The sequence below is a fragment of the Legionella jordanis genome (genome assembly GCF_900637635.1).
GTDB classification, from domain to species: Bacteria; Pseudomonadota; Gammaproteobacteria; order Legionellales; family Legionellaceae; genus Tatlockia; species Tatlockia jordanis.
The window spans coordinates 2,456,222-2,478,963 of record NZ_LR134383.1 but is presented as its reverse complement, the minus strand read 5'-3'; the positions used below and the strand labels follow the sequence as shown (position 1 = coordinate 2,478,963).

Here is a 22,742-nt window from a genome sequence, read left to right as displayed (position 1 = left end):
ATGAGACGGTCAACCATACTCATTGGGTTACTGATGATAACTTCCTGCTATGCCTGGCAAACCATTAACATGGAGCAATTCATTAAAGAAAGCCAAGTCCAACTCACCGAAGAATCTTTAAAACTACAAGAAAAGTTGGATGCAAGACTGCCCGTATCAAGTAAAGCCACTGCTGGCAAAGTAGAAAAGCGAACACTCACACTCGTTAATTTCTCAAACCCTGTGTTCATCATTGGGGATGATACGGACTCTTACCAATGGTTGCAAAAAAACGCGAAAAAGCTGGAAGAAGCACAATCCTTGGGCTTTGTAGCCAACATCAATACCAGCGAACAACTTCAAGCGTTACAACGCCTCACCAAAGCGCCTTTATTACCGGCTAACGTGGATGACTTAATGGAACTCTTTCAAGAAACCCATTACCCACTCGCTTTCTTTGGGGAAGAATTATGGCAATAAGGACTGCAACACCCAAACCCTCCAAAAAAACGGTCATGAGTTTTATGCTGCTTGTTTTATTGGGCTGGTTAATACTTATGGGTTGGGTATCCAGTCTTTGGTGCTGTTTAGGATTTGAAAAAGCTTTTAGTTCAGTTACCACGCTTTCTCAAAAACAAACGCAAGCAATTACCGCATTTAACGGAGTGATGGTTGCTAACACTATTAAATCCTGGTTAAAAACCATTCCTACTCAAGGTGTTGCCAACAAAGCGGCGCAAACAGGCTCCCTGATTAAAAAAGGGCTGGATGAAGTGATGCCTGATGAAACCAACGATTTAAATGAAATAACACAAGATTTTATCCTAATTGCCAATCAAGTTTGGTTACTGATGGGATTAACTACTCAAGTAATGTTCATCAAACTGGTTATTCTGATTTCGGCTATCCCTCTGTTTTTATTAATGGTCGTGGTTGGACTGGTTGATGGGTTAAATCAACGCGCTATCCGTACCGCATCATTAGGCCGTGAATCATCCTATGTCTTTCACCAACTCAATCGCCACGCCAAGCGAGGCCTTTTACTGTTATTAAGCTTATGGCTTGCGCTGCCCATAAGCATCACGCCTGCCTTTGTTTTTGTACCTGCAAGCCTATTGTTAGGCATCATGGTTTCAATCACCGCAAGTCGATTTAAAAAATATTTGTAGGAGAAAAACATGAAACGATTATTGTTATTACTCATATTAAGTCTGCCAATGGCCTCTCATGCAAGTGACGATGCACTCAACCAAACGCTGGTCAGAATAATTAATCAGATTAATGCCATCATGCCTTTGCTTGATGAAGCAAAAACTGAAATTAAACCCAATACCCGCATCCAATTGCATATAGAACATTTTGAAGGCTCTGATGGAAAGACACACGCAGGCCTTCGTACCGATTTACTGTCCATTCGTAATGCGCTGATTGATTACATCAATAAACCAGCCATTGAACCTAAAACCATCAAGCCGTTAGCGTTGGATTTTATAGGAAAGTGACGATGAGCAAAGTAGATATTGCCAAAACTTTTGCTTCCAGTTTTAAACAAGCTGCAGGCGATACAACTGCAAGTGCCTACTCAAGCAGCATCCGATTTGTCGCCATCATGCTAGTCATTATTGGCCTTATTTGGTGCATCAATCAATTCATGGGTAATACAGAAAAAGAACAAGAAGGATTTCTTATCCTTCTAGGCTCCCGCTTAATCCGCATTGTTCTTGGGTTTTGTTTATTCATTCTAATTTTAATCGTTAAGGGGAATTAATCATGAAAAAGTCAATTGCAGGTGTCAAACAATGGGGGCAACGAATGGGTACAGGACTCATTACTTTAAATTATGCGCCCGCATTGTTTGCCGATAACTGGTTTCCAAAAATCTCTAATGCCGATGACATCAGTGATGGTAATAAAAGCATGATGACAGTTACAGGTAACTATGTTCGTCAAGGCCTGGGCTTATTGCTTTTTATTGCTGCTGTCATGAGTTTTATTAAATTCATCACTACCATTCAGCATGGCATTGAAGAATCTAAAAAAAATGATGGTTCTATGGTGGCCTTTGGTACGTTTGCGGTGATGGGGATTACTTATCTTGCCATCAGTATTGTAGCAGGTTATGTCGGCTACAGCATGATTACCAAATTCAAGATTTAGGGGGATTCATGAATCAACCGTCCTCACGTCATCTGTCGTTTGATTATGAAGCCTATAAAGGGTTAAGCCTAAGAGAGCTTATCTGGATAGTGGTGGTAACAACACCACTAATTAGCATGGGATGTGCTTTGGCAGGACTTTTTATTGGCTATCCGTTGGCCGTCGGATGTATTGGTTTCATTGTTGGTTTTATTGTGTCCATTACTTTTTGCCCTAAACGGGCGGCTGCCATTAAGGCTGGTAAACCGCATGGTTATTTAATGAAAAAAACTGTGTTGTTGATGGCAAAGTGGGGGTTAAGACACTCGCCCTACATTCACCATCAAGGTGTCTGGCAAAAATCAAGACTTGTGAGGTAGTTCTATGTTTCATTACTGGAAAAAAGTGGACAGTTTAAATCATATCAATCGGTTGTTATTAGCCTTTGTATTCGTACTCATTTTGATTGTATTTGGCCTGATCATTACGCTGGCTAAAATACCCAATCGTTTTGAATTTTGGCTAACACCTTCTATGAGTAGTAATGGTGGATTAATCAAGGAAAACGCCATACCCAAAGAGTACGTTCAGGGTTTTGTTGCCACACTGCTACCCACCTTAAACACCTGGTCACAAGGTGGTAAAAAAGAATTTGCTACTAATCTTTCAGGCTTTCATTACTACTTCACTCCACGACATCAGGCATTAATGGATAAAACCTTGATAGCTTATAAGGATGTCCAGCTTTTTAATCGAATACAAGTAGCAAGTCTTTATCGGTTTATGGAAAGTGATGATGTCAAAGTAATCGCTCATAACACTTGGGAAGTTCATCTGGTTTTACGCATTACCCAACGCTTAAAAGACGATAGCCCCATGGTCATTGCAGACAAGATTGTGGACTACCATGTACGTGTGGTCAAGGTCAATCTCTCTCGCTTACAAAATCCTTTTCAACTGGCATTGGATGGTTACACCCAACCAGAAACACTAATCACCGATTTATTGGCAACCAATACAAGAGGTACGCAACATGACAACAACTAAATGGTTACTCACCCTAATTGCCTTAATTAGCAGTCAATACGCGCTTGCGCTGGATGCAGAGCATGTCTTGTGGGATAAAACACCCATCCCTGTTGAACTATCCTTGAATGAGGAGAGGCTCATCCATTTTCCTCAAGCCATTAGTATTGTAGATAATGAAGCAGCTTCCCAAACCGCGCTTTTGAAAATTCAGGACGCTTTATATCTGAAAGGCAAGGACGTTTTTAAAAACAAAAGGCTCTTGGTGCAGCTCATGCCTCAAGGTGAGGTCATTATCTTAAACTTAAGCGTTAATGATAAAACTCATGATGTAAAACCAATAGAAGTGCTTTTGGAATCCAAAGAAAGTACCAGCTCCCCTCAAGAAGGGGCTAATCCTCTGGATTTAAATGCAGTAACACTGACGCGCTTTGCCATCCAATCCTTGTATGCCCCACAAAGACTGTTGGTGATCCCTGATGGTGTGGGGCGTGTGCCTATGCAAACCCGAAAACAAGTAAGCCTTTTTTACGGTGCCAGTATTGAAGCAAGACCATTGATTTCATGGCATGGAGGAGCTTTTTATGTGACTGCGGTAGAGTTGAAAAACCTGTTGAACAAGGAAGTAGTTGTTGATCCTCGCCAAATGATGGGTAACTGGCAAACCGCTACCTTTTACCCCACCAACACTCTATCACCTCGTGGTAAGAAAGAGTCTACCACGGTAGTTCTGGTATCAGACAGACCCTTTGGTATAGCACTTTCAGCAAGTCGGGAGTATGTACGATGAAAAAGAATACTGGACTTAAAGTATTGACTGGCACGGTGATCGCGGTTGTTGCACTCATTATGATGAATGGCAAACATCATGACCGTAAACCCGAAGTCACTCGCCTCGATCCCAATAATCTGAATGAAGCCATTGCCAGCCAGTTTAATGACAACATCCGTGATGTTGCTGCAAGACTACAGGAAACCGAAAAGAAACTTGCTGGCCTTGAATCAGAAAACAAGCAACTCAAACGCAAAAATGAAGATGTTCAGGTTTCATATAACCCTGAGGTACTTAAAGAAATAGAGGTACTGAAAGCTGAATTGGCTCATGTTAAAAACAATCGGGATAACCAACCAAGTCCTCAATCCTACACAGTCAATGGAGGGCCTGTTCTTGCCAAAGAACAAAATATTAAAGACATCGATGCCTTATTCATGAAACGTGAAAACAATCCTAATGAACAAGCCTATTGGGAAAATTTAAAGAAAAAACAGCAGACATTAACTCAAAAAGTTAAAACAGCAGCTTCAAACAGTGAAGATAAAAAAAATATTCCCTATTACACTATTCCAGCGGGCTCTGATTTAGGCAGGACAACCTTGTTATCGGCACTGATTGGTGAGGTGCCGGTTGAGGGCAAACTCATGCAACCTTTGTTTCCGTTTTCAGCCATTGTTAATCGTGGTGATTTAATGGCTGCTAATGGTATCCCTTTGCCTCCCAATATTTCAGGTATGAAAGTTAATGGTTATGCAATCGGTGTTGGTTCTTTTTTGGATAACATCAGCTGTGTTCGAGCCTATGTAACCTCTGCTTTGTTTGTTTTTGATGACGGTCATTTTGTGACTGTGGGTAAAGAGCAAATGACCGGAACAGCTGAAATGGTCAATAACGAAAGTTTAGGTTATCTCACCACCGCTTTTGGTAATCCCTGCATTAAAGGCCAGTATTTTACTAATGCTCCAAGAGTACTTGCGGCACTCGTGGCTTCCGATGGGATTAAAGGGTTTGGTAATGCACTTTCCCAGTGGCAAATGACCTATACCGCCAATGCCAATGGTGCGACAGGCACACCTACCGGCTCTATGGGCAATTATGCTTTGGGTGGTGCGCTTTCCCAAGGAACAGTCAAAGCTGCTGATTGGCTGGAAAAACGTATTCAAGGCAGCTTCGATATGGTTTTTGTTCCAGCATCTCAAGGATACAGACCGACACGACTTTCATTTCACGTCACACAAACCATCAACCTTGATAAAGAAACCAATGGGAGAGTATTAGATTATGGCCATTTACAACAAACTGCACACGATTTTAGTCTTAGGTAGCGTCTTGGGGCTTAGTGCTTGCGCCTCAAAGACAGTTGGCTCCACGGCTATTCCCGAAGGAGGATTGACTGTTAGCCAACTTTATCAGCAAAGCCTTGGCGAAGCCATGCCTGGCTGGTCTGTACCTAAAAGACAGGCGAAGATCGTAAATTATTCAGGGTATACACGAGATGCTTCCAACGAGATTCAACATTTGTTCAAGGCTTTGGATAACCCACAAGTTCCGATTTATGTGTTTCCTCATGTGGCTGTCATTGGTGATGAGCAATTGTTAAAACCAGGCTATACCACAGCCTTTTTTCTCTACAAGCAAAATCAATTTGCACTAGCTTCCGAGCACTATTAAGAGGTAAATAATGAAATTATTCAGCCAAGTAAGTGACTGGCTGTTAGGACAACCCAATAAACCAGCATTAACGCAACAAAACATAAAAAAAAGATTTGAGAATCACAACCCTTCCTTTGCCAATCAATTGTCTATGGTGGATTTCAATGATGAACTCAATCTCTTTTTACTCAATGATGGAGTCAGCATTGGCTCAGGTTTTGAATTAGCCTCCATTCCAGCAGAGGCTACATCTACTGAACATTTACACGCTGTATTTAGCAAAATTCGCGAGACTTTTGCCACGGTCGTACCTTTGCACAAAGAAGATCCCTGGGTAATGCAAATGTATGTCAATGACGAATACAGTTTAAAACCTGTTCTCACCCATATTCAACAAAGCATTGCACCGGAAATTGCTGAAACATCCTTTACTCGTGACTATTTGGCAAGGTTGGATGATCTGTTTTGCAAGATGACAAGACCCGAAGGGTTGTTTGTTGATCCAAAAACCGATGCACCATATCGCGGCAGACGAAGACGAATCAGGGTTTTGTTTTATCGCCTCTATCAAAAAACGCTAACCACTAGAGAGCTGGCACTTGCCGAGCATCAGGAAGTCATGGCTCAGATTGAAAGCAAATTACTATCACCTGGTCTTCAACTAAAACAACTAACCGGTAAAGATTATTATCAGTGGTTGGTGCGTTGGTTTGCAGCCAACCCCGAAGAACTATTAGCTCGCTTCCCTTATCCTAAAGACAAAATACCAGCAGGCTATACCTTAAGCCAGAATGTCTTGTTTCATGAACCGCAAAGTGATGAGCATGGATTTATATTTGATAAGATGGTTCATCGTATTCTTTATATTGATGGTCTGAAAGAAGCGCCTGAAATAGGTCTTTTATCACGTGAAAAACCACAAGCCAATCCAAAACATCGGTACGCACTTTTAGATAAGTTGCCAGAAGGAGCCACCTACACCATTCAGGTGATTTTTGAAAATGATGAGGCCTTAGATACGCATCTGATGCGTCTTGAAAAAGGCATCGTAGGGACAAGTCTTAAACCCTCACAGGTCAGAGAAGACATCAAAACTGCGCGAGATGAATTGTCTATAGGAAACCGCCTGTTTTGGGTTAATCAATCCATTTTTTATCGTGCCAACACCGAAGAACAAGCAGTACGTATTGAAAAGGAACTAAAAGAATTATTTATTGAAGCCAAAATGCCTTTGCTTTCTTCTGGTTTCGACATTCATCCCATCAACAGTTATCTCAATGCCTTACCTTTTAATTTCATCCCGCAATACGCTCGCCAATATTTGCGCTTTGACCGATTGATGTATGCGTCCGAATTAGCCTCTTTACTGCCCGTGTATGGACGCAACCAGGGAGCAAGACACCTTCCCTGTTTCACTTTTTTTAACCGTTTGGGAGAACCAGTACTCTTTGATGTGTTGCATCATGATTTTATCAGCCAAAACTCCCACATGGCCTTGTTCGCCAATTCCGGTGGCGGCAAATCAGTGGCTACTGGCTGGATGATTAATTCGTTGATGGCCACTAAAAATGCCCGCATCATTCTTTTTGAAATGGGTAATTCTTTTGATCGTATGCTCCTTCATGCCAAAGCGCATGGCAAAAAAACAAAGCAGTTATTACTTAGCAATAAGAAAAATGAAGCTGTTCCATTAAATCCTTTTTGTGAGGCCTATAAAGCCATTCCTGAAATAACAGACAATTTAAATGTAGAGCAGGCAGCTCTAATTGCGCAAAAAATCATGGCACTCAAAGCAAATCTCGAACAGCCTGCCAGTTCGGAAGATTTATCCTGTGATGATGGATCTCGATCGTATCTGGCAGAACTGGCTTTGGCATTGCGTACCATGATTACTGAAGCCAATGCGTTGGAAGAAGAGCAATTTACCTTAGCAGATGAAACATTGTTAATTGAAGTATTAAGTGATGCCATCTTAACGTCTTTTAACCATGACATACCGCAAATGCTGACTGAACATGTCGTGAGTGCTTTTAAACGGCGATTGGATAAAGAAACGGTGGCTCGCAAGAAAGACCGCATTTTAGATATGCACGACCGATTAAACAGTTATGTCATTAACAGCGCCAAATCACGCTTTTTTAATGTGCCAACTGAACCTTTAGGAGATTTTGATATCTTTCATGTTGATATCTCCGCGATTAAAGATGATACCGGAAAGCTCACTTTAGTGATGGTGTCCTTATTACCAAGAATATTGGCTATGGCAGAAGCCACTCAAAACGACAACAGACCAACCTTTCTTTTTATTGATGAATCTCATTTGCAATTTCAAATTCCTTCGGTGGTGGCCGTGTGTTTACTGGTTGCCAAAGTAGCCAGAAAGTTAGGTCTTTGGCTGGTTGCTATTACCCAAAACGTCACAGACATGAATTCGGAAAAAGCCACCAAGATTTTATCGCTCATTGAAACCTGGATTTTATTAGGTCTTGATGAAAAGGAAATTAGCGATGTCAAACGCTTTAAATCATTAACTCCGCAACAGGAAGCCTTAATTAGAGATATTGATTCGCAAAAAGGCTTATATGCAGAAGCGGTTTTATTAGGCTCACGTTATCAAGGATTATTTCGTGTCATTCCACCTCGCTACTTGCTTGCTCTTTTAATGACTGAAAAATCAGAAAAAGCACAGCGCCATACCCTGGAGAAACAACATGATGTCCTTAAAGCCGCCGAATTGCTTGCTGACCTTCTCGAAAATAAAAAACAAAGCAAAAATCATGATGCTTATTTCTATGATGATTAGCACATCCATCCATGCAAGAGAAAGCATAGAGCCACCTAGTCCTATTAGCAGTTTTGGAATTGCCACCAAGGTATTGGGCAGGATCTTTACCAACAGTCACTACAAGGTAATTGGTTCCTGTACTTGGGCAGTAGGAAAACTTCCGCCTAAGCTGGTAGCTGTTCCTGCAATCGAGCAGTTTTTACCTGACTTAATTGTCACAGTGGCCAATCGCCCTGAAACCAATCCATGGATTGAAGCACGTGCACTTTATGAAAATCCGGCAAGCCAAGCCTTGTATCAAAAAACCTATCTACTAGCGACTGGTTCAGCGCTAGGTTTTGGCGATGATGCAGGACAAACCTCAGCCATGCACATCAATGAAGAACGCACACGGGTTGTTGATATAATTGGCAGCCCCGCGGGTCTTTATCGTTTCCCTTATTTGTCACATAAACCTGAAACACGTTTTGGTTCTCCTTACTACATCAGTGAGGCTGATGCCGTATCAGACCGCACAGAGCTTGCTGAAATTGCTTATATGGCAACTCATCCTCATCTGTTATTCAACCATGACATAGGATCCGCAACACAGTCGTGGGGACATGAAATCCCAAGGATTATGCGAGTCACGCAGCCCTCACGCTTTAGAGCATCCGTTGTTGCAGCCCTTCATGCAGCAGACATCGTGACCAATAAAAACAGTCTTCATGTGACCCAGAGCACCAGTAATTCTTGTGGTGCTAATTGCGTAGTAGCCAATGTCATATTCGATGGCCACAACAAAAACATCATCTGGCAGGAAGTATACCCCAAAAACCGCAACCTCAACTTTAATGATACCAGCGATATGGGTGTAGAAGATGACAAAGCAGGTAATGGGAATTATGTCTTTGTAGTTTGGCGAAAATATCGAGGCTGTATTACCCATGAAGGGAAATTGCTTCGCGCACTTTCATTCCCCAAAGTGGGGCATCCTCAAAAACGATAGGAGTTAATCATGCACAAACTGTCTATGTCTTTAATTACATTAATGCTACCAAAAATGCTCTTTGCCAGTTCTTTTATGCCTAATGAATCGGATTATTATTACAAGTTGGGTGGCTCATCCAATCTATATGTACCCCCTGTTAATAATGACCAAACCATCACTATTGGTGGTAATGTCGATGGGCGGCTTGGCTTTACCTGTAATGGATTTAATCCTGTAGTCTCTATTACCAATACCTTTCAGGATATGAAGTCTTCTGCGATGAATATTCCTGGCGGTATTATTGATAACCTCAAAGGATCTGTTGCAGGCTTTCCACTGTATAAACTACAACAATCCATGCCTGCGCTTTATAACGTACTGCAAAATACGGCCAGCTACGCGCAGAATGAATTTAGCATCAAAGTAAAAGATTGCCAGGATGTGAAAAAGACTCTGGAAGAGGGTCAATCACCTATGGAAAGTATGCTTTCTGTGTCTGATAGTCAGGGCTGGCTTGAGGCAGCAAAACGAGCGAAAACTGAAAATGTGGATGTGACTTCAACGGCTAAAAGTATTGCTAAAAAACGAGACGAATATGGACTTCCCTGGATAGGTCGGGAAAGCGGAAATGCTGGTGGAACATACCAACGGCCTATCAAAGTCATTAACGATGTAGTTATTGCGGGTTACAATATTTTACTAAATCGCAAACCGCTTAATAATGAGAAGAAGCCAGATACCAAAACACCCATGACGCACACTTGGCCAACGCCCGCTGATGCCAGTCAATGGGCAGTAAAAGTATTAGGTGATATTCATGTAAGCACCGCTACAGATGCAGATAAAACCAAACACGATGCCAAAGCTGGCATTGGATTATCCGCGTTATTACAAAGTTGCGACAGCTCCAACACCTGTACTTCCAATGTATCTAAAGCACTGTGGAATCTAGTAGACAAAAAATGGCCGTTGACTGAAGAAAAACTCAAAATGGTTAGTGCATCCAACTTAATGATTACAGATGAAATCATCATCACCATACAACGTATGCCGCGTGAAGAACAAATCTTGACTGTTTCCAAATTGGCTGAGGAAATTGCTGTACAAAACATGCTCGATAAAGCCTTGATGATGCGCCGTATTTTACAAGCTGGTTTACAAATACAAGAAGTACAAAACTTAAAACCCGCGCTTGATATGGTGAAATTTGCCTTAAAGAAACTCGATGATGACATTCATTCTTTAGCTTTTGAAAGCGAAGTTCGTAAAAAAATGATGACTGAAACCTTAGGTCTTTTGATGGATATGCGAGGTAGCGATATAGCCAAGGGCTTGCCTGGTGATGACCATGAACAATCGCAAGTTAAAAATGGCGCAGTCTATGCGAAACCTGATTCCAAAGGAGCATAAGATGGTCGTATTTAGCCCTTTATCCTTGTACACCACCTATTTAGGCTGGCAGCAATATGAGGTGATTTTTAATGCCCTGTGGCAAACCGGGTTGTTATACCTTGGTTTTCTTATGGTAGGGTATCGATTCTTAAAAAATGTGCTGGCACCTTCTGGTGCCACACATCACGCGGCAGAGTATGCCTTGAATCATTTTCTTTATGAATTGGCAATTACTTTTTTGATTTGCGGCATCTTTATCTACCCCTGTGTCCCATTGGAAGAAAAAGCCATGAGTTTTAAGCCCATGTGCGGTATAAAAAAAGGAACAGATGCAAAAACTTCTACTTTAAAAGATACAGGTACTACTTATGATGAAGCATTTGCAGACGTACTGACCCCCAATGTCAAAATGCCTATTGGTTTTGCACTCTTGCAAAATTACATGTCAGGGATTACCTACGGCTTGATGAAAGTGACGGGTTGCACCGACAGCTTACAAGCGATTGAAGGCGATTTAATTTCCACCTATTTACCTGCCGATGTACGTGAACAAGCATTGAATTTTCACAGACAATGCTTCCTTGAGGCCAGAAGTCAATATCACAATGAACCGCACGACAAAACCAAGGTCAATGACATTTTAAAAAAATACGGTGGTGAGGAGGATTTAAAATGGGTGGGTTCCAAAGTCTATCAAACACTATACTATGATAAAATTTACGCAAGACAACCTGTACCAGGCTTTACCTTTAACGAAGCCCCCAACAAAAATCTCGAAAAAGCAGCAGAACGTGGTGATATTGATGCCAAACATCTGCCAGAGCAAGGTTATCCCACCTGCAATCAATGGTGGAAAAAGCTCAAAACAGATTTGGTGCAAGTAGCCAATAACGCCAGTGTCTTTGACAGCCACCTGAATTACTATGCGGTTTTAGACAGGGTACGCACGTTCAAAAATAACCATCCTAAAGCTTGGGGTTCGCAGTTAAGCTCAGAAGACTACATTGCCAAGATGTTGCTTAATGACAGTCGCGACATGCAGGCTAACAGTATGAAAAATCTAATGGGAAATACCAATGGGGCTTTTGGTGGTGCCATTTCTCATGGGTTAGTAAATATTGGGCAATTAACAAAATCATGGACATCAACGCCGTTAAAGCGTGAAGCAATTATGCAAACACTACCTGTCATGCAGGCCTTTTTGTATTTCTTCCTGATTATCTTGACTCCTGTGATTTTGGCTTTAAGTGGTTATAACCCTAAGGCGTTAGGCAGTATTTGCGGTCTGTTTATAATGGCGATTTTCCTGCAATACCTGTGGCATCTGGTAGGTTTTGTCGAGCGCAGCGTGCTTGATCCTTTAGGACAAAACGATGCCATTGCAGCCATGCGCAATATGGCGGTTTTATTCTACTTTATTGCACCCATGTTACTCTTAAAACTATCCAGTCATTTTGGTGGAGAAGCAGGGGCAGCCCTTGGTGCATTGGTTAATGACGCAGCACAACACAGTAACAAAGTTGCTAACTCAGGTGTGGATACCATCAAGCAAGGGGCAAAAATAGCCAGCATGGGGAAAGTAAAATGAAGCTAGTCTCCATGAATATGTCTGGCGTATTCAGAACCACTGATTGCACCATCTTCATAAAGTTCGGTTGCCTTCCCTGTAACATAGTGTGGTTTATCTTTTTCATCGGAAGCAAAGACAACGATCGCTTGCAAAACAAGAAGACTTATCTTGCCAAATATTTTCAATCCCGTCCAAATCACCGACTGTACTGGGGTGTTCTTCCTAATCATAAGGAGTTTTTCCATGTTAAATAATTGGTTTTATAAATCCATTATAGGCATAAGCAAATTCATTCTGCCAGTGGTATTACTTTTGTTCTTAGCACCTCAATTGATGCGATTTAGTACTGAAATTAGCAGCATGAATGACTTTTTCAAAATCCATCAAGTAGGCTTTTTACTCTGCCATATGCTGTTTTATATAGCTCTGTATTGGGCTTGGCCAAAACTGATTACAGGCATGGTAAACCGACGCCAAGATGAACTTGATGAAGCTCAAATTAAATTGGCTTTGCAAGCAAAATACTACCTGCTTGCAGCACTAATCTTTTTTGAATTACTGATTTGGTGGAGATAAATCATGAGCCAATATCCCGTTGAAAACCTTTTGCGTGAACCCACTGAATTCTATACCTTCCTAACCTGTGTTTCACTGGCATGGCTTACTGTCACTCAACCACACCTGTTTCTACTCACACAAAACATGGGAGTCTATGCAGCACTTAGCCTTATGACATTGGGTCTAGTTAGAGGATACCAGGCCTTCCGCATCAAGTGTTATCACCGCAGACTTATTGCTATGCCTTATTATGCTTTGTCCACCACGGAAGTGCCATTATCCAAGAAATGGTTGTTTCTTGGGAAAGGGTTTCGTTGGTTGCCTCATCATACGCAGCGATTACATCAAATTAAACAAATTAGAAATGAATTATTTATGCAACGAAATACCTGCTATCGCAAAGTACGTGATTATTGCAAAAACCACGAAAGTTCATTATTGACCCAACTGTTTAATACCCCATCAAGACTCAATCCATTTAAACCTGAACCACCTGTAGGTGGCAGCTCATACCTACATGGGCTAGGTGAAAAAGATAATTCAGTCTATATCCCGCAGGAAGTGCGAGTTGGTCATACTTTTGTAGTCGGGACAACTCGAGTTGGCAAAACACGTCTAGCAAGTATCCTAATAAATCAGGATATTAGAAATGGCGATGCAGTGATTGTCATTGACCCCAAAGGAGATTTAGATTTAGTTCGTGATATGTACTCAGCCTGCAAGGCTAGTGGCAGATTACATGATTTTAGAGTGGTGCATTTAGGTTTTCCTGAATTGTCTGCTCACTACAATCCGCTCAAAAACTATGATCAAGTCAGTGAGGTTGCTACACGTGTTACCGATGCGATTCAAGCTGAGGGCGAAGGAAAACAGTTTGCAGCCTTTGCCTGGAAGTACGTGAACATTGTAGCGATCTGCCTTGAAGAAATGAAACAACTTATTTCTTACACTTCTATAGGGTTTTACATCAATCGATTGGATCAACTACTAATGACCTACTCTGATGCCATACTCCCCACACATGATCCAAATTATCATGAAAAAATAGAAGAAATCATCGCTAATAATGATTGCCGTGTAGATAAATACGGCAATACTCCGCCGCCTATGAGCCGCTCAAAAGCGGTAGTGAAGTATTTACAAGAGCATATCAGTAAAGCCATCACTTCAGGTAATGTTGAAAGCCTTCATGATCAAGTATTCATTGATCTGTTTGATGCGGCCATCATGGATAAAAATTATTACGATAAAATCACAGCCAGTGTTGGTCCTGTATTATCAGAAATTAATAAAAGTAATGCATCAAGGATCTTTTCATTTCATAAAAGCAATTGTGAAATCGAGTTGATGAGTGCAATAAAAAACAAACAAGTCATCTATATCGGGCTGGATAGCCTAACAAACCCCAATATCGCCCAAGCAGTAGGTAAAGCCTTTTTGTCAGATTTAGTATCCACTGCTGGAAAAATATATAAGGAAAGTAATGCGAATTACCGTCTCAATTTACATTGTGATGAGCTTTCTGAAATCATCCAAGACTCGTTTGTCAAAATTTTAAATAAAGCAGGTGGCGCTGGCTTTCAAGTGACCGCTTATGCTCAGACCAAACAAGATATGGAGGTAGCACTAGGTTCAAAAGCCAAAGCAGAAGTGACTGAAGGAAATCTAAACACCCTCATCATGTTACGTGTTAAAAATGAAGAAACAGCCAATTTATTAGTTAAAGTCTTACCGAAAATTGGCGTGGTCGAGCACACTCAAGTGTCCATGGTTAACGACACACCCCATGGTGAGGATGGTGTTTATTTTAATACCACTAATGAAGATCGAGTACAAACCACCGCAGTACCTATGATTGATGTCAATGACATTATCTCATTGCCCAAAGGGCAGGCCTTTGTTTTAGTGAATGGCGGAGAGCTGTACAAAGTAAGAATACCCTTACCTGTGAACGATGGATTAGCCCCCAAGGATATCAAAAGCGCTATTCGTGCAATTAACCAATTGGATGATAACCTTGGAGATTAAGATGAAAGCAGAAATTACTTTAAACCTTCGTACCCGCGAAGTGTATAAATTATTTGAAAGAAAAATTAGTGGAGATAGGCTGTTTATTGATGCTATTTTGCATAAGATTAACATTGTCATTGGGCGATGCCGCAGACAAGATCCAATAGCCATTAAAGTACTGTACGAAATGGAACAACAGCTCAATGCGCGAATTCAGGAATTTGTCTCTGAAATTAAACGTTTTGAAGTACTGCTTTCTAAGAAGAAAGAGTTTAAAGACAAACAAATTAATTTTGTAGTGCAGTTTCATCCGAAACTCATTGTGTATAATTCTCTAATTCTGAAATTAGCTGAGTTTTTTGAAGTTTATGACAACCTTATTGCTAATTTGAAATTACTTCGACTCATAGGGTGCTTTGACACAGATGAAGCTTATTTTATTAATACTCAGAAATACCAAAAATCTGCAAATCAAACGCTAAGTAAAATTGTACTCTTTAATTGATTAAAAATTAAAGCCTATAGGTTCATTATATAGATTGCATGAATTGAAAATGCGATAATTTATAATGGGTTATTAAATTATCGGAAATTAATGAGTCAATTTGTTCTAAAAAAAATAGTGGAGTGGTCTAAAAGTAGACCACTATGGCAAAGAGATGCTTTACGCAGAATCCTTTATAAAGGAGAACTTCATGAGGAAGATGTTAATGATCTAATTGAGCTATGCAAAGCTGAAGCTGGATTAATATCATCTACTAAAAAAAGCATTCCAATTAACGAGGAACATATTCCATCAACTCCAACCGAAGAAAACTCCATTACTTTAAAAGCGATCACTGAGATTCAAAATGTTAATAGATTAGCAAGCAATCAAACGCTTACTTTTGAACCTAAAGGTATAACAATAATATATGGTGATAATGGAGCTGGAAAATCAGGATACGTTAGAATATTAAAAAGAGCTTGCAGAGCAAGACATACAAGTGAAATATTAGATAATATATATGTGATAAAAGATAAAAATGAGAAGCCTAAAGCTTCTTTTCATTTCAATATAGGCGGTAAAGAACAAGCTAATCTAGCATGGGAAGATAGTGATATCCCACATCAAACTTTATCTGCGATTAGTGTTTTTGATAGACAGTGTGCAGATATACAAATTAGCAAAGAAAATGAAATAGCATTTCGCCCTCATGGATTGGACATACCAGACGAGTTTGTAAGAATATGCAAACTGATTAACCAAAATCTTGCTAATGATAAAAAGTTGTTAGAGGAACAAAATGATTTTTTATTTAAAAATCCATTCTGGAATAAAAAAACACCAACTGGAATTTTATTAGATAACATAACTCATGCAACTAATGTTGAGGAGCTAAAAAGCAGTTGTTTATTAACACAAGAGAATAAACATAGACTTGAACAACTGAGAGTAGATTTAGGAAAAAATCCAAGTAAAGCAACTGCTGAACAAAAACTAAAAGCAGATAATATACAGCGACTGAATTCCATATTAAATAATATTGAAAAAGTTTTGTCAGAAATTTCACTTTCTCATATAACTAACTTGAAACAAAAGGCAGAAACAATAAAGGCAAGTATCGACTTGGCAGCAAGTAATGCTTTTTCAAGTGGTTCTCTTGATGGAATTGGGGGGGAGCAATGGCGCTTACTTTGGGAAGCGGCACGTAGATACGCTACTGATGTAGCGTATCCAGATGGACAATTCCCTCCTTTAAATAAGGATATGTTATGTGTACTTTGCCAAGAGCCCCTTTCATCTGAAGCTATTCAACGCATGAAAAATTTTGAGCAATTTATTCAAAACGATTTATCCATTCAAAACAAGCAAGTAAATATTGATTTATCTAAAGCCCAACAAGATCTTTTAAATTTAGATCTGAGTGTTATCTCATTAAAAGGATTTTTAGATGAAGTTAGCTTGCATGATCAAGCTATCACAAAAAATATTAAACGATTCATTGCCTCTGCCAGGTTACGTAAACATTGCTATCTAAAACAGTGGAATCAAAACAATATTTCTTTACCCTCACTTGTTTCCAGCCCAACAAAACAACTTAATACAATCGAAGAAAAAACTCGCCAATATGCTCAGGAGCTACTTAATGCGTTAAATCAAGAGCAGAAACAAAAATTGCAACTCGAATACGATGAATTGCAAAATAGAGCCGGAGTTGCCACAAATATTCAATTAATAACAGATACCATAGAGCGCCTAAAAACAATTAACCTTATTAACCAGTTAATTAACCAAACATTGACTGCTGATATTACAAAATTAAGCAATCAAATCTCGGATACTGTTATAACTCCAATGTTAAGAGATCGTTTTCAAGAGGAATTAACACAACTGGCTGCCGATAAAGTACGTGTTGAAATTGTTCGTTCAGGAGGTAAGCATGGAGCATCTCAATATCAAGTGAAATTATTTGCTAATCCTAAAGCAAAAGTTAATATGATTTTAAGTGAAGGTGAACAAACTTGTGTGGCATTTGCAGCATTTTTATCCGAATTAGCTACAGCAAATCACCATTCAGCACTTATATTTGATGATCCTGTTTCTTCACTTGATCATCGATGGCGTAATAAGATCGCCAAACGTTTAATTGAAGAGTCTCGTAAACGACAAGTAATAGTTTTTACTCATGATTTAGTATTCGTCAATGATCTTTATGAGCTTACTCATATTCATAAAATTCCAGTAAAAACACAAACAATTACCAATGGTCCAATTGGAGCTGGGGTTGTTTCTAGTGAATTGCCGTGGAAAGGAAAGAGCATCAAAGATCGCATAGATAAGCTTGAGAAGCTCTTAAATAAAGCAGAGCAGTATTATCAAAATAATGATGAGGATTGTTATCATCAAGAAGCTACGAGCATTTATAACAAACTTCGTGCAACTTGGGAGAGAGGGCTGGAGGAAATAGGCTTTGCACGAGTTATTCTGCGCTATCGAGATTATATTAACACAAAAGATTTGGTTAAAGTGTCAGTATTAACTCGAGATGATTGCGAGATTTTTGAACGAGGATTCAAAAAATGTTGCGATATAACCGATGCTCATGATCCTGCTCTTGGGAGAAATATAGAATTGCCTTCACCCCAAGAAATTAAACAAGATATTCAAAATCTTAAGACATGGATGGATAGTATAAAATCACGCCAAAATAATACTTAACTTTCCCGCAAGCTGCGTCACTGCATTTCCCGCAGTGACGCAGCCGAAGGGCTGCGAAATTTTTAAATAAATTCAACCTACTACTTATCATTGAGCAAGCGCGCACAACGCGATTGCTCAAAATAATCATTTAAAAGCCCTTGTCCAACACAAATCGTTTTGCTAATGTAACATTAAGCATAACTGACGAGACCGGTGCGATTCCGGCGAAACCATAACAGGTCTTATGCAATAGCCACTCCCATTCTCTAATCTTGTGGTAGAACGATAAGTCGAGAACAAAACACCATCTGCACTTCGCAGAATTATTGTAATAAAAAGCAATACAATTCTTTAAGAATTGAACCTCACAATACCTTCTCTGTATTGCCTATGCGCAACAAAGGCTCGTAGAAACTTTGTTGTATTTAAAAAACCATTAAACCTAAGGAGATCACCACCCCAAAAAATTTGTACCAATGTAATCAGGTCAATATAAGTTTGTAGTTTAAAACTGATTTGCCCCTGAACTGAGCCTTGAGGCACTACGCCAGGTACTGCAATCTTGCAGACCGCTCTACCAACACTAAACAAAATACCAGGGCAAATAGTTTTAGAGGGTTACAGATGAGAAAAAATCAGCTCAGACAACAAGTAGATCAGTATTGTAAACACAATCACACGGGGTCATTCAGCGCGAAAAAACACCGTCATTTTGTATTACACAAAATGGTTCGTGATTTATATCATATTGGCCATGTTCCCCCCAAATGGCATGCAGTTACTCATGATCATATAGTGCAACTTGTTGCTCATTGGCAAAAAGAGGAGATCAAACCCAAAACCATCATGAAATACATGACCCTCATTCGTAGATTTTTTCAGAGTATTGACCATACAATTGATAATATTAGTAACCAGCATTTGGGAATTAAAAGCGTTCAACTTCGCTCCAAGACAACTGTATTTCCAAATAATTATTTGGAAATACTAACAAATCCTATTGCAAAAATAGTGCTCGAATTTCAGATTTATTTTGGATTAACGCTTAGTGAGGCAATGCGTCTAAATCCTGCTATTCATATTCAGGAAAATTCACTATGGATTACAAGAGATATTGCCACAAACAGCCATGACAGGAGGATTCCTGTTAGAAATGATAGACAAGTTCAAGCTAATACAGCACTTCAAACACTATGCAAAGAAGAAAGTTTGATTTTAACTTTTGGATATCATTCTGTACGCGCTGCATACAGCCATGAAATGAAAAAAATAGGTTTGTCATCATCAAAGAGCTACCGCTGTTTTTATGCCAAAAGTATGTATCCAGAACTGCGTCAAATCTTATCTCCTTATTTGTCTAAACAAACCATCATGCGTGAAATGGGACTGCAATCCAGACGCACGCTTTGGAGCTATCTGCATGAGTAATACAAAATTACGTTCAGCAAAATTCTCAATCAATGAATTGGTTAAAAAATCATATAACCACTCCTATGCCAGTCAATCAGACATGCGTCACATGCTATTTCGATGTGTGAAAGATTTGCATGAGATTGGCTATAAAATTGGCCATATAAAAGGATTAAAAGCAAAACATATCTACGTGTTAGTAGAGCACTGGAAATCTGAAGGAAAAAATACAGGAACAATTAAAAACTATATGGCCAAACTACGCAAAGCAGCTTGTCTATTAGATAATCCCAAGCTTATTAAGCCCGAAAATAGTGCTTATAGCATCGGTAAACGCTCTAATATATCCTCGATCAACAAAGCAATTCATCATATTGATCTATCCAGGTGCACCGATCCTTACATTAGATTATCCCTTGAAGGTCAGATGCTTTTTGGCCTAAGGCGTGAAGAATCCATGAAATTTACGCTTAGTGAAGCACACCATGGAGATAGCTTGACGATTAAACCAAGTTGGACAAAAGGAGGCATAGGTAGAACATTAAACATAACAAATGAGGCACAACGTCAATGGTTAACCAAGGTTTCTCGTCAGGTCAAAACTGGGGAATCGCTCATACCATCCAATAGGACCTATAAGCAGCACTTAAGTCATTATGAAGAACAAACAAAAATCATGAGGGTTAGTAAACTGCATGGCTTAAGACACGCCTACGCCCAAAGACGATATAGAGAGCTAACTCAATTATTTGATCCAAAAAATCAAGGAATGCTATGTCCATTTGAAGGCGGAAAAAAATTCAAAGACATGAGTCCAATAGAAAAAGCCATGGATAGAAAAGCACGCCAAATGATTAGCCTTGAATTAGGACACTCTCGCTTATCAATCACAAGAATTTATTTAGGAAAGTAAGTTGTTATGTAAAGTTTCAGATAAAACCTCATTAAAATCAAAATACGATCTCCCAAAATACTTTACATAATATCTCCGATAATTAACTCAGGCGGCCACAAAGGTCGTCACTCATTAACGGAGGATTATGTATGATTACTCGAAAACCTAAATCAAAAGGGTTAACACTAGAAGAGCTGGTATTTGCTGCTTTAAGTCAGTTGCAAGTGCTTCATTATGATGAACGTTCAATACGTCGTTATCAAACTGTGTGGCGAAAATTAATCGATTTTGCTAAGCAAAACAATTATAAAGGTAAATTGACCGAAAAACTCATGATGGATTTTCTAGCTTACTACGACATTAAGCATGAGTTGCCAACCTATACCTACAAAGACTGGCGAAGACATGCGGAATATGGTCTTACTATTTTGTGGCACTATGCACGGTTTGGCTATTTTGAACGATGTAAAATCGTTTTAAGTAAACTTAACATGCCAAAATCGATGCAGAAATACTTGGAAATATATAAAGAGTATTGTGAAAAAAAGCGGTACTTACGTCCTTATACTGTACAGGAGTGCTTGCGACAACTGGGTCTGCTTTTTGATTTTTTAGGGAAACGTAACATAAGCACCTTTGATCAAATACGGCCACAGGATTTATCGGATTATGTATGCTCTTTATCTCGCTTTAGCCAAAAAACAGTGGCAAGCATCGTTTCGCACTTACGTGTGTTTTTCCGATTTCTTCTTTATAAGGGTAAATTGGAAATCGATTTAAGTGAAAAGATGCCTAGCGTGAGTTTTTGTCAACAAGCAAAAATCCCATCAGTATGGGATCGAGGATTAGTCACGCAGTTATTAAATACAATTGACAGGGGTTCACCAAGAGGTAAACGAGATTATGCGATTTTATTGCTGGCTTACCGATTAGGATTGCGCCTAGGTGATATTCGTACATTGAAGTTTGATGATATTGACTGGGAATCTGAGTCAATTTCTATCATACAATCCAAAACTCAAACACCTTTGGTACTGCCTTTAACGAATGAGGTAGGAAACGCACTTATTGATTACATAAAGCATGCACGTCCTAAAGCACAGTATCGTGAAGTATTTTTACGATTAAGACCGCCGGTTAAACCATTTAATCAAAATTCTCATCTTTACCATATCGTTGCCCAATGGCGACACATGGCTGGTATTGAGTTTAGAAGCCAACAGAAGCAGGGTTTGCATTCACTGCGGCATACCTTAGCTACTCATTTGTTAGAAGACAATACGCCGTTTTCATTGATTGCTAATATTTTAGGTCATGCTTCAATGAATTCAACTATGATCTATGCAAAAGCGAGTGTCGAAACTTTACGACAAGTAGCATTATCTATAAAGGAGATGGATCATGTTCGCTAATCACAAGCTGTTTCAGTATGAAAGTCCACTTGCTCCATTGATAAAACGGTTAATTAGAGAAAAACGTACCGCTGGGCATAAATATGATACGTCTGCTCTAGTATTAAAAGATTTTGATCACTTTCTCTGTCAGACGAGTATCAACCCAAACGAATTGCCTAAAAATCTTGTGCTACAATGGTTGGATCAACAGCCTAATGAAAAATCTTCAACTAGGCAACGGCGCATTGTATTGATACGCCAGTTAGCCCGATTGATGATCAGATTAGGTTATTCAGCATTTCTGCCACCTTATGGTATTGCTCCTAAAAGATCATTCGTGTTCTCACCACGCATTCTAACGCATGAAGAAGTTCGTAAAATTATTCAAGCTGCCGATCAACTTAAACCAAACGCTAAGTCCCCCTGGCGAAACATCGTCATACCAGAAGTCTTTCGTTTGCTCTATAGCTGTGGTTTTCGTGTTAGTGAGGTCTTAAATTTACGTATCCGTGACATTGATTTAAAACAGGGCGTTATTATTGTCAGAAGAGGCAAATTTGGCAAAGATCGACTTGTGCCTCCGGCATTGGATATGGTTGAGAGACTTCGGGTTTATGCACAACGCATGGAAAAAGAGTCCCTAGAAAAGCGTACAGAAGAAGCTTTTTTCTTTCCATCAAGTCGCAAGCAAGGAGGCTTGAGTGGGTCAGGAATTTATAGCTTATTTCGTCAGCTATTGTATCAGTGTGGGATATCACATGGTGGTAGGGGTAAAGGGCCTAGAGTTCATGATCTACGCCATACTTTTGCTGTACATCGATTAATTCAGTGGTATGAAGAAGGGGCTGATCTAAATGCTAAATTACCTTTTCTAGTGGCATACCTTGGTCATAAAGATTTTACAGGTACACAAAAATACCTGCATCTGACTGCTGAATTATTTCCTAATATAACTAAACGTATGAATGAACAATTTGGCGGTGTGATACCGCAAGGGAGATAGTT

At 39.6% G+C, this 22,742-nt stretch carries 23 protein-coding genes; 22 read left to right on the top strand and 1 reads right to left on the bottom strand.

Translation table 11 applies throughout. The features are described 5' to 3' along the window. Genes EL203_RS11100 through EL203_RS11035 form a run of 14 tightly spaced genes read left to right on the top strand, consistent with a single transcriptional unit; the run spans position 1 to position 12,304 of the window. Complete coding sequence (locus EL203_RS11100; protein WP_058471198.1) at positions 1-459, top strand: integrating conjugative element protein; 459 nt, start codon at positions 1-3, stop codon at positions 457-459. Then, a complete protein-coding gene (locus tag EL203_RS11095) occupies positions 450-1,148 on the top strand; it encodes a TIGR03747 family integrating conjugative element membrane protein (RefSeq protein WP_058471197.1) in 699 nt (232 codons plus the stop codon). Before EL203_RS11100 ends, EL203_RS11095 begins: the two co-directional genes overlap by 10 nt. Positions 1,149-1,157: 9 nt before the next feature. Beyond that, positions 1,158-1,481, top strand: a complete 324-nt coding sequence (locus EL203_RS11090) for a hypothetical protein (protein ID WP_058471196.1) — start codon at positions 1,158-1,160, stop codon at positions 1,479-1,481. A 2-nt stretch (positions 1,482-1,483) separates the two neighbouring features. After that, the gene (locus EL203_RS11085; RefSeq protein WP_015961511.1) at positions 1,484-1,747 is read left to right on the top strand and encodes a hypothetical protein; all 264 of its coding nucleotides are present in this window, start codon (positions 1,484-1,486) and stop codon (positions 1,745-1,747) included. 2 nt (positions 1,748-1,749) lie between these two features. Beyond that, the gene (locus EL203_RS11080) at positions 1,750-2,136 is read left to right on the top strand and encodes a hypothetical protein (protein ID WP_058448731.1); all 387 of its coding nucleotides are present in this window, start codon (positions 1,750-1,752) and stop codon (positions 2,134-2,136) included. Positions 2,137-2,144: 8 nt separating this feature from the next. After that, positions 2,145-2,495 carry a TIGR03750 family conjugal transfer protein gene (locus EL203_RS11075; RefSeq protein ID WP_058471195.1) on the top strand — a complete coding sequence of 117 codons (351 nt, stop codon included), beginning with the start codon at positions 2,145-2,147 and terminating at the stop codon, positions 2,493-2,495. Between the two features lie 4 nt (positions 2,496-2,499). Next, on the top strand, positions 2,500-3,162 hold the full coding sequence (locus EL203_RS11070) for a DUF2895 family protein (protein ID WP_058471194.1): 663 nt from the start codon (positions 2,500-2,502) through the stop codon (positions 3,160-3,162). Next, positions 3,149-3,931, top strand: a complete 783-nt coding sequence (locus tag EL203_RS11065; protein ID WP_058471193.1) for a TIGR03749 family integrating conjugative element protein — start codon at positions 3,149-3,151, stop codon at positions 3,929-3,931. Before EL203_RS11070 ends, EL203_RS11065 begins: the two co-directional genes overlap by 14 nt. Further along, positions 3,928-5,241: a TIGR03752 family integrating conjugative element protein gene (locus EL203_RS11060; protein WP_058471192.1), complete on the top strand. Its 1,314-nt coding sequence runs from the start codon at positions 3,928-3,930 to the stop codon at positions 5,239-5,241. Before EL203_RS11065 ends, EL203_RS11060 begins: the two co-directional genes overlap by 4 nt. Beyond that, positions 5,198-5,587 (top strand): TIGR03751 family conjugal transfer lipoprotein, encoded by a 390-nt coding sequence (locus EL203_RS11055; protein WP_058471191.1) that lies wholly within the window; start codon positions 5,198-5,200, stop codon positions 5,585-5,587. Before EL203_RS11060 ends, EL203_RS11055 begins: the two co-directional genes overlap by 44 nt. A gap of 10 nt (positions 5,588-5,597) precedes the next feature. Further along, positions 5,598-8,372: a conjugative transfer ATPase gene (locus EL203_RS11050; protein ID WP_064108379.1), complete on the top strand. Its 2,775-nt coding sequence runs from the start codon at positions 5,598-5,600 to the stop codon at positions 8,370-8,372. Continuing rightward, positions 8,347-9,342 (top strand): TIGR03756 family integrating conjugative element protein, encoded by a 996-nt coding sequence (locus EL203_RS11045; RefSeq protein WP_058471931.1) that lies wholly within the window; start codon positions 8,347-8,349, stop codon positions 9,340-9,342. The genes EL203_RS11050 and EL203_RS11045 overlap by 26 nt, the downstream gene beginning before the upstream one ends. Before the next feature lie 9 nt (positions 9,343-9,351). Further along, entirely contained in the window at positions 9,352-10,734 is a 1,383-nt protein-coding gene (locus EL203_RS11040; protein WP_058471932.1) for an integrating conjugative element protein, read from the top strand. A 1-nt stretch (position 10,735) separates the two neighbouring features. Next, positions 10,736-12,304: a conjugal transfer protein TraG N-terminal domain-containing protein gene (locus EL203_RS11035; protein WP_058471933.1), complete on the top strand. Its 1,569-nt coding sequence runs from the start codon at positions 10,736-10,738 to the stop codon at positions 12,302-12,304. 2 nt (positions 12,305-12,306) lie between these two features. Here the strand turns inward: EL203_RS11035 and EL203_RS11030 are convergent, their stop codons facing one another. Then, complete coding sequence (locus EL203_RS11030) at positions 12,307-12,516, bottom strand: hypothetical protein (protein WP_058472267.1); 210 nt, start codon at positions 12,514-12,516, stop codon at positions 12,307-12,309. Positions 12,517-12,529: 13 nt separating this feature from the next. Between EL203_RS11030 and EL203_RS11025 the strand changes: the two genes are divergently transcribed. The 8 genes from EL203_RS11025 (at position 12,530) to EL203_RS10990 (ending at position 22,740) form a co-directional block, all read left to right on the top strand. Next, positions 12,530-12,862: a hypothetical protein gene (locus EL203_RS11025; protein WP_058471934.1), complete on the top strand. Its 333-nt coding sequence runs from the start codon at positions 12,530-12,532 to the stop codon at positions 12,860-12,862. Positions 12,863-12,865: 3 nt separating this feature from the next. Next, complete coding sequence (traD, locus tag EL203_RS11020) at positions 12,866-14,872, top strand: type IV conjugative transfer system coupling protein TraD (protein WP_058471935.1); 2,007 nt, start codon at positions 12,866-12,868, stop codon at positions 14,870-14,872. Position 14,873: 1 nt separating this feature from the next. After that, positions 14,874-15,359 carry a hypothetical protein gene (locus tag EL203_RS11015; protein WP_058471936.1) on the top strand — a complete coding sequence of 162 codons (486 nt, stop codon included), beginning with the start codon at positions 14,874-14,876 and terminating at the stop codon, positions 15,357-15,359. Positions 15,360-15,449: 90 nt separating this feature from the next. Continuing rightward, complete coding sequence (locus EL203_RS11010; RefSeq protein WP_058471937.1) at positions 15,450-18,056, top strand: AAA family ATPase; 2,607 nt, start codon at positions 15,450-15,452, stop codon at positions 18,054-18,056. Positions 18,057-18,662: 606 nt separating this feature from the next. Continuing rightward, entirely contained in the window at positions 18,663-19,466 is an 804-nt protein-coding gene (locus tag EL203_RS11005; protein ID WP_058471938.1) for a phage integrase N-terminal domain-containing protein, read from the top strand. Next, positions 19,459-20,361: a phage integrase N-terminal domain-containing protein gene (locus EL203_RS11000; protein ID WP_058471939.1), complete on the top strand. Its 903-nt coding sequence runs from the start codon at positions 19,459-19,461 to the stop codon at positions 20,359-20,361. Before EL203_RS11005 ends, EL203_RS11000 begins: the two co-directional genes overlap by 8 nt. A 131-nt stretch (positions 20,362-20,492) precedes the next feature. Beyond that, positions 20,493-21,755, top strand: a complete 1,263-nt coding sequence (locus tag EL203_RS10995) for a site-specific integrase (RefSeq protein ID WP_058471940.1) — start codon at positions 20,493-20,495, stop codon at positions 21,753-21,755. Next, a complete protein-coding gene (locus tag EL203_RS10990) occupies positions 21,745-22,740 on the top strand; it encodes a tyrosine-type recombinase/integrase (RefSeq protein ID WP_058471941.1) in 996 nt (331 codons plus the stop codon). The genes EL203_RS10995 and EL203_RS10990 overlap by 11 nt, the downstream gene beginning before the upstream one ends. Positions 22,741-22,742: the final 2 nt, after the last annotated feature.

Coding starts and splice junctions, on each gene's coding strand:
- EL203_RS11100 (WP_058471198.1), top strand. CDS start 1: ATGAGACGGTCAACCATACTCATTGGGTTACTGATGATAACTTCCTGC.
- EL203_RS11035 (WP_058471933.1), top strand. CDS start 10,736: ATGGTCGTATTTAGCCCTTTATCCTTGTACACCACCTATTTAGGCTGG.
- EL203_RS11040 (WP_058471932.1), top strand. CDS start 9,352: ATGCACAAACTGTCTATGTCTTTAATTACATTAATGCTACCAAAAATG.
- EL203_RS11060 (WP_058471192.1), top strand. CDS start 3,928: ATGAAAAAGAATACTGGACTTAAAGTATTGACTGGCACGGTGATCGCG.
- EL203_RS11075 (WP_058471195.1), top strand. CDS start 2,145: ATGAATCAACCGTCCTCACGTCATCTGTCGTTTGATTATGAAGCCTAT.
- EL203_RS11055 (WP_058471191.1), top strand. CDS start 5,198: ATGGCCATTTACAACAAACTGCACACGATTTTAGTCTTAGGTAGCGTC.
- EL203_RS11070 (WP_058471194.1), top strand. CDS start 2,500: ATGTTTCATTACTGGAAAAAAGTGGACAGTTTAAATCATATCAATCGG.
- EL203_RS10990 (WP_058471941.1), top strand. CDS start 21,745: ATGTTCGCTAATCACAAGCTGTTTCAGTATGAAAGTCCACTTGCTCCA.
- EL203_RS11095 (WP_058471197.1), top strand. CDS start 450: ATGGCAATAAGGACTGCAACACCCAAACCCTCCAAAAAAACGGTCATG.
- EL203_RS11015 (WP_058471936.1), top strand. CDS start 14,874: ATGAAAGCAGAAATTACTTTAAACCTTCGTACCCGCGAAGTGTATAAA.
- EL203_RS11005 (WP_058471938.1), top strand. CDS start 18,663: ATGAGAAAAAATCAGCTCAGACAACAAGTAGATCAGTATTGTAAACAC.
- EL203_RS11010 (WP_058471937.1), top strand. CDS start 15,450: ATGAGTCAATTTGTTCTAAAAAAAATAGTGGAGTGGTCTAAAAGTAGA.
- EL203_RS11030 (WP_058472267.1), bottom strand. CDS start 12,516: ATGATTAGGAAGAACACCCCAGTACAGTCGGTGATTTGGACGGGATTG.
- EL203_RS11065 (WP_058471193.1), top strand. CDS start 3,149: ATGACAACAACTAAATGGTTACTCACCCTAATTGCCTTAATTAGCAGT.
- EL203_RS11050 (WP_064108379.1), top strand. CDS start 5,598: ATGAAATTATTCAGCCAAGTAAGTGACTGGCTGTTAGGACAACCCAAT.
- EL203_RS11045 (WP_058471931.1), top strand. CDS start 8,347: ATGATGCTTATTTCTATGATGATTAGCACATCCATCCATGCAAGAGAA.
- EL203_RS11000 (WP_058471939.1), top strand. CDS start 19,459: ATGAGTAATACAAAATTACGTTCAGCAAAATTCTCAATCAATGAATTG.
- EL203_RS11025 (WP_058471934.1), top strand. CDS start 12,530: ATGTTAAATAATTGGTTTTATAAATCCATTATAGGCATAAGCAAATTC.
- EL203_RS11080 (WP_058448731.1), top strand. CDS start 1,750: ATGAAAAAGTCAATTGCAGGTGTCAAACAATGGGGGCAACGAATGGGT.
- EL203_RS10995 (WP_058471940.1), top strand. CDS start 20,493: ATGATTACTCGAAAACCTAAATCAAAAGGGTTAACACTAGAAGAGCTG.
- EL203_RS11085 (WP_015961511.1), top strand. CDS start 1,484: ATGAGCAAAGTAGATATTGCCAAAACTTTTGCTTCCAGTTTTAAACAA.
- traD (WP_058471935.1), top strand. CDS start 12,866: ATGAGCCAATATCCCGTTGAAAACCTTTTGCGTGAACCCACTGAATTC.
- EL203_RS11090 (WP_058471196.1), top strand. CDS start 1,158: ATGAAACGATTATTGTTATTACTCATATTAAGTCTGCCAATGGCCTCT.